At 53.0% G+C, this 4,229-nt stretch carries 5 protein-coding genes; all 5 read right to left on the reverse strand.

Annotated elements, in window-relative coordinates:
- A partial coding sequence (locus tag ABEV74_RS08695; protein WP_430145178.1) for a hypothetical protein occupies positions 1-228 on the reverse strand: 228 nt, incomplete at its 3' end.
- 799 nt (positions 229-1,027) lie between these two features.
- Positions 1,028-1,363 carry an aspartyl-phosphate phosphatase Spo0E family protein gene (locus ABEV74_RS08700; protein WP_372447200.1) on the reverse strand — a complete coding sequence of 112 codons (336 nt, stop codon included), beginning with the start codon at positions 1,361-1,363 and terminating at the stop codon, positions 1,028-1,030.
- A 91-nt stretch (positions 1,364-1,454) separates the two neighbouring features.
- A complete protein-coding gene (locus tag ABEV74_RS08705; protein WP_062494844.1) occupies positions 1,455-2,669 on the reverse strand; it encodes an aminotransferase class I/II-fold pyridoxal phosphate-dependent enzyme in 1,215 nt (404 codons plus the stop codon).
- Between the two features lie 13 nt (positions 2,670-2,682).
- A complete protein-coding gene (locus ABEV74_RS08710; RefSeq protein WP_062494846.1) occupies positions 2,683-3,174 on the reverse strand; it encodes an Lrp/AsnC family transcriptional regulator in 492 nt (163 codons plus the stop codon).
- Between the two features lie 209 nt (positions 3,175-3,383).
- Positions 3,384-4,046 carry a DUF2642 domain-containing protein gene (locus tag ABEV74_RS08715; protein WP_430145181.1) on the reverse strand — a complete coding sequence of 221 codons (663 nt, stop codon included), beginning with the start codon at positions 4,044-4,046 and terminating at the stop codon, positions 3,384-3,386.
- Positions 4,047-4,229: the final 183 nt, after the last annotated feature.

Here is a 4,229-nt window from a genome sequence, read left to right on the forward strand (position 1 = left end):
TAACATAGAATTCGCCCGGTCTGCCGCCCGACCGCGCACTTTGCCCGTATCCCCGTTATGAGCGGCGATCTCGGGTCCGTTTCGCAGCTCAAGCAAAAACGACTTCTTCGTCTCTGTCTGGGGACGATACTGTTTCGCGATGGCGGCCAGAGCTCTATTCGCCCTCGCCACCCGGCGACTCATTGCGACCACCAGGTCCTTATTCGCTCTCGCCACCCGGTGACTCATTGCGACCTCCAGGTCCTTATTCGCTCACGCCACCCCCGCCGGGCGCCTGATTGCGAACCTCCAGGATTCGCTCGCGCTACCCCGCTGTGAACTGCCACCTGTCCCGAATTGCTTGCTTTACTCCGGCCCCGCGGCGGCTGGCATCCGGAAGATAGAAACCCAATAAAAGAACAAAGCTGCAAAAGTGCAGTATTTCCGGGCGTAAAAGAACCAAAACGCAAAAATTGTTGCGATTATACAATTTTTTGACCCGTTCAAGCCCCAGCCAAGCAAAAAATCCCAAAAATACTGTATTTTTGCAGGATTTTGCGCCATATCCATCTATTCGAACCAAAATTCCTGCACTTTTGCAGGATTTTCGCCAAAGCAATCTGCCGGGAGACGGGGGCGCTGAAGGCGGGGTGCGCCGACAGACCGGAGACGTTTTGACGGAAAACGGGGTGCGCCGACAGACCGGAGACGTTTTGACGAAGACGGGGCGCGCCGACAGACCGGAGACGTTTTGACGGAAAACGGGGCGCGCCGACAGACCGGAGACGTTTTGACGAAGACGGGGCGCGCCGACAGACCGGAGACGTTTTGACGGAAAACGGGGTGCGCCGACAGACCGGAGACGATTAGACGGAAGACGGGGCATACCGACCACCGGTGACGATTTGACGGAAGGCGGGGCATACCGACGGACCGGAGACGATTTGACAAAAGGCGGGCGCGTCGACCAACCGGTGACGATTTGACGGAAGGCGGGGGCGCGCCGACAATCTCAAAAAAAATCCCCCGCACCGGCGGGGAGATACCTTTACGCTTTCAGTCTGGACATTTTCATTCGGCACCGCATATACTCGTTAATCTTCACATCGAGTTTCCGGCTAATTTCAATGACGAGCTCAGAATGAAATGAAGCTTCCTGCTGACAGGTCAGTTCCATCTGTTTGCGCAAAACATAAATTTCGTCTTCCAGAATTCGCATGTACGGGGATAACTTCATCGCTTTGTATGGGTCCGGTTCTTCCCAAAAATCCATTACGTTCTTTACGTTGAAACCGTAATCCGCAACAGCCATTGCCACCCCTCCTTGTGTGAATTCCTTGCATACGACGCGTTCATGTTTTACCGCATTATCGATCGCCGTCACAATCGTACAAGCCTGGACGATGCCGATTGCTTTATTATACCAGAAAACGGACATCCATTACCAGTATGGACATCCGGAAAATGACAACTCGTCAAGCTCCTGCCGTTTTCAGCCGGTGCACAAAAGCCCCGATCCGCTCGATCGCCTCCGTCAGCTGCGGCACGGATGTCGCATAGGAGCAGCGCAGATGCCCTTCTCCGCCAAGCCCGAACACATTGCCCGGCACGGCTGCCACCTTCGCCTCCTCCAGAAGCTGACGGGCGAATTCCTCCGACGACAAGCCTGTCGACCGAATGGACGGGAATGCGTAAAACGCCCCTTCCGGCTCATGACACGACAAGCCGATCTCGCGAAATCCTTTGACAACGAGCCGCCGCCTTTGGTTATACGATTCGACCATCCGGTCTTTCTCCTCCAGGCCGTTCGTCAACGCTTCGAGCGCGGCGATCTGGCCCATTATAGGCGCGCACATTACCGTGTATTGATGAATTTTGAGCATGGCGCCGATCAGCTCCGGATGGCCGCAAGCGTATCCCATACGCCAGCCTGTCATCGCAAACGCCTTGGAAAAACCGCTCACCAGAATCGTCCGGTCCTTCATTCCCGGCAGCGAAGCGAAGCTGACATGGTTGGCGCCGTAAGTCAGTTCGGCATATATTTCGTCCGATATGACGATCAGGTCGTTTTCCTCCACGACTTTAGCAACCGGCAGCCAGTCCTCGTATGTCATAATCCCGCCGGTCGGATTGCTCGGATAACAGAGAATAAGCACTTTCGACGCCGGCGTAATCGCAGCCTGCAGCGCATCGGCCCGCAGCTTGAAGTTGTCCTCGGCGAACGTCTCGATGCCGACGGGAATGCCGCCTCCGAGCGTGGCGATCGGCGAATACGATATATAGCAGGGCTCCGGAATCAAAATTTCATCCCCTGGCGAAATAAGCGCCCTTAGCGCCAGATCGATCGCCTCGCTTCCACCCACGGTCACCAAAATTTCGTTCGACGGCTCGTAGGCGACTGCAAACCGCTCATACAGATACGTGGCAATCGCTTCCCGCAGCTCCGGCATTCCGGCATTCGACGTATACTGGGTTTTCCCCGCTTCCAACGCCGCCACGCAGGCGTCTCTCACATGCCAGGGCGTGACGAAATCCGGCTCTCCGACACCGAGTGTAATAATATCTTTGCGGCCGCTGACCAAATCGAAAAATCGGCGGATGCCCGACGGTTTGATCTGTTTCGCCTGGTTGGACAAATAATCGCGCATGGAACGGCGAGGCATCGTTTGTTTTTCATCCTCTTTAATCATCGAGACCATCCCTTTACGGCGAAATCAACAGACGTTGATCGCCTTCGCATTCTTCGAAGATGATGCCGTCCTGCTTATATTTTTTCAGGATAAAAAATGTTTTGGTCGAAAGTACCGAATCGATCGGAGACAGCTTGTTGGAAACGAACGAAGCGACCTCCTTCAGCGTTTTGCCTTCCACCTCTACGAGCAAATCGTAAGCACCGGACATCAAATAGACCGATTTGACTTCGGGATACAAATAAATCCGTTCCGCAATGCCCTCGAATCCGCGGCCCCGCTCCGGCGTAATTTGCACTTCGATCAGCGCCGTCACTTTCTCGTCATTCACTTTGCTCCAGTTGACGACCGTGGCGTATTTGACGATGACGTGGTCCTTCTCCATCTCCGCAATCGCCCGCTTCACTTCCTCTTCTTCTTCGCCCAACATCGTAGCGATCAGATCCGCGCCGCGCCGTGCGTCCTCCTTGAGCAGTTCCAGTATCTTCAATTTCAGTTCGCTCATCGCCAATACTCCTTCCTGCAAGCTGCAAATTATATAAAAATTATATTACAACGAATCCAAGCATCCTGCAAAGCAAAAAGAATGTGACCTTGTTCGGATATGCCCGTTCGAACGGTTGCCGCCGCTCGTTCGCCGCGGATCGTCCGGGCTCGTCCGAACGCAAAATAAGCCTTCGGCAATGCCGAAAGGCTTGAGCGGACAGCCCGCGCTCAGGGAAGATGGACCGTCTTGATATGGTCGAAATGCAAAAATACGGATTTTCCGTCGGCAGAGGCAAGCTCGACGATTTGACCGTCTATTTGCTTCAAAATACCGATTTTGTTCGGGTTCTCTCCCAGATCGAGAATGACGAATTTGCCGATCAATTTGCGCAGCTGCTGATCGAACGTACGGGCCAGCGTCACAGGCGAAGGCTTGAGCGGAAATTGTTCGGGCGCCAGCGTATAAGGTGTAACCTGGGAATCATAGGGAATCAAATATTTGAGTTGGTGGAGCGGGATGACGATGCTGTGGTAGACCGGCGAGTAAAAGACGAAAAAGTCGTTCATAATGCTCGTAATGTAACCGTGCACGGATTGATTGCCGGTAATATTAATTTCCGCAAACATCCCTTTCGCACTCATCAGTATTTTCCGGTACGATACGGACTCATAGAACTGCTCAAACGGTTGTTCCGGCGTATCGCTATAGTCAAGCCGCGACTCACTGGCACGCATTTGCTGCAGATGGCGAAGCGGAACGTACAGAAACCGATGACCGTTGTGCATGACGACAATGTCTTGTCCCCAATCCACCAGCTTGCCGCGAATCGCCTTCGTCTTTCCTGAAATTTCTATCTCAACCTCGCGGTTCAGAAGTTCAATGATTTTCAATGGATATCCTCCTTTTCCGATACGGCGTGCTTCGGACGGATCATAGGGTACGAATTGTAATATATCTATATGTATCCCTGAGAGAATTGGTACTTGATAGATCACCATTTCCTAATGAAATGATGTTTTAGCCTGGACCAGATGCTAGATTCGAAACATAGCTTATCCTGAATTTCGAAAGTG

It is taken from the genome of Paenibacillus cisolokensis (assembly GCF_050481165.1).
Taxonomy (GTDB): domain Bacteria; phylum Bacillota; class Bacilli; order Paenibacillales; family Paenibacillaceae; genus Paenibacillus_AH; species Paenibacillus_AH cisolokensis.

What these genes read in the sequence shown, in the direction of transcription:
- ABEV74_RS08705 (WP_062494844.1), bottom strand. Translation starts at nt 2,669, where the DNA reads ATGATTAAAGAGGATGAAAAACAAACGATGCCTCGCCGTTCCATGCGC.
- ABEV74_RS08710 (WP_062494846.1), bottom strand. Translation starts at nt 3,174, where the DNA reads ATGAGCGAACTGAAATTGAAGATACTGGAACTGCTCAAGGAGGACGCA.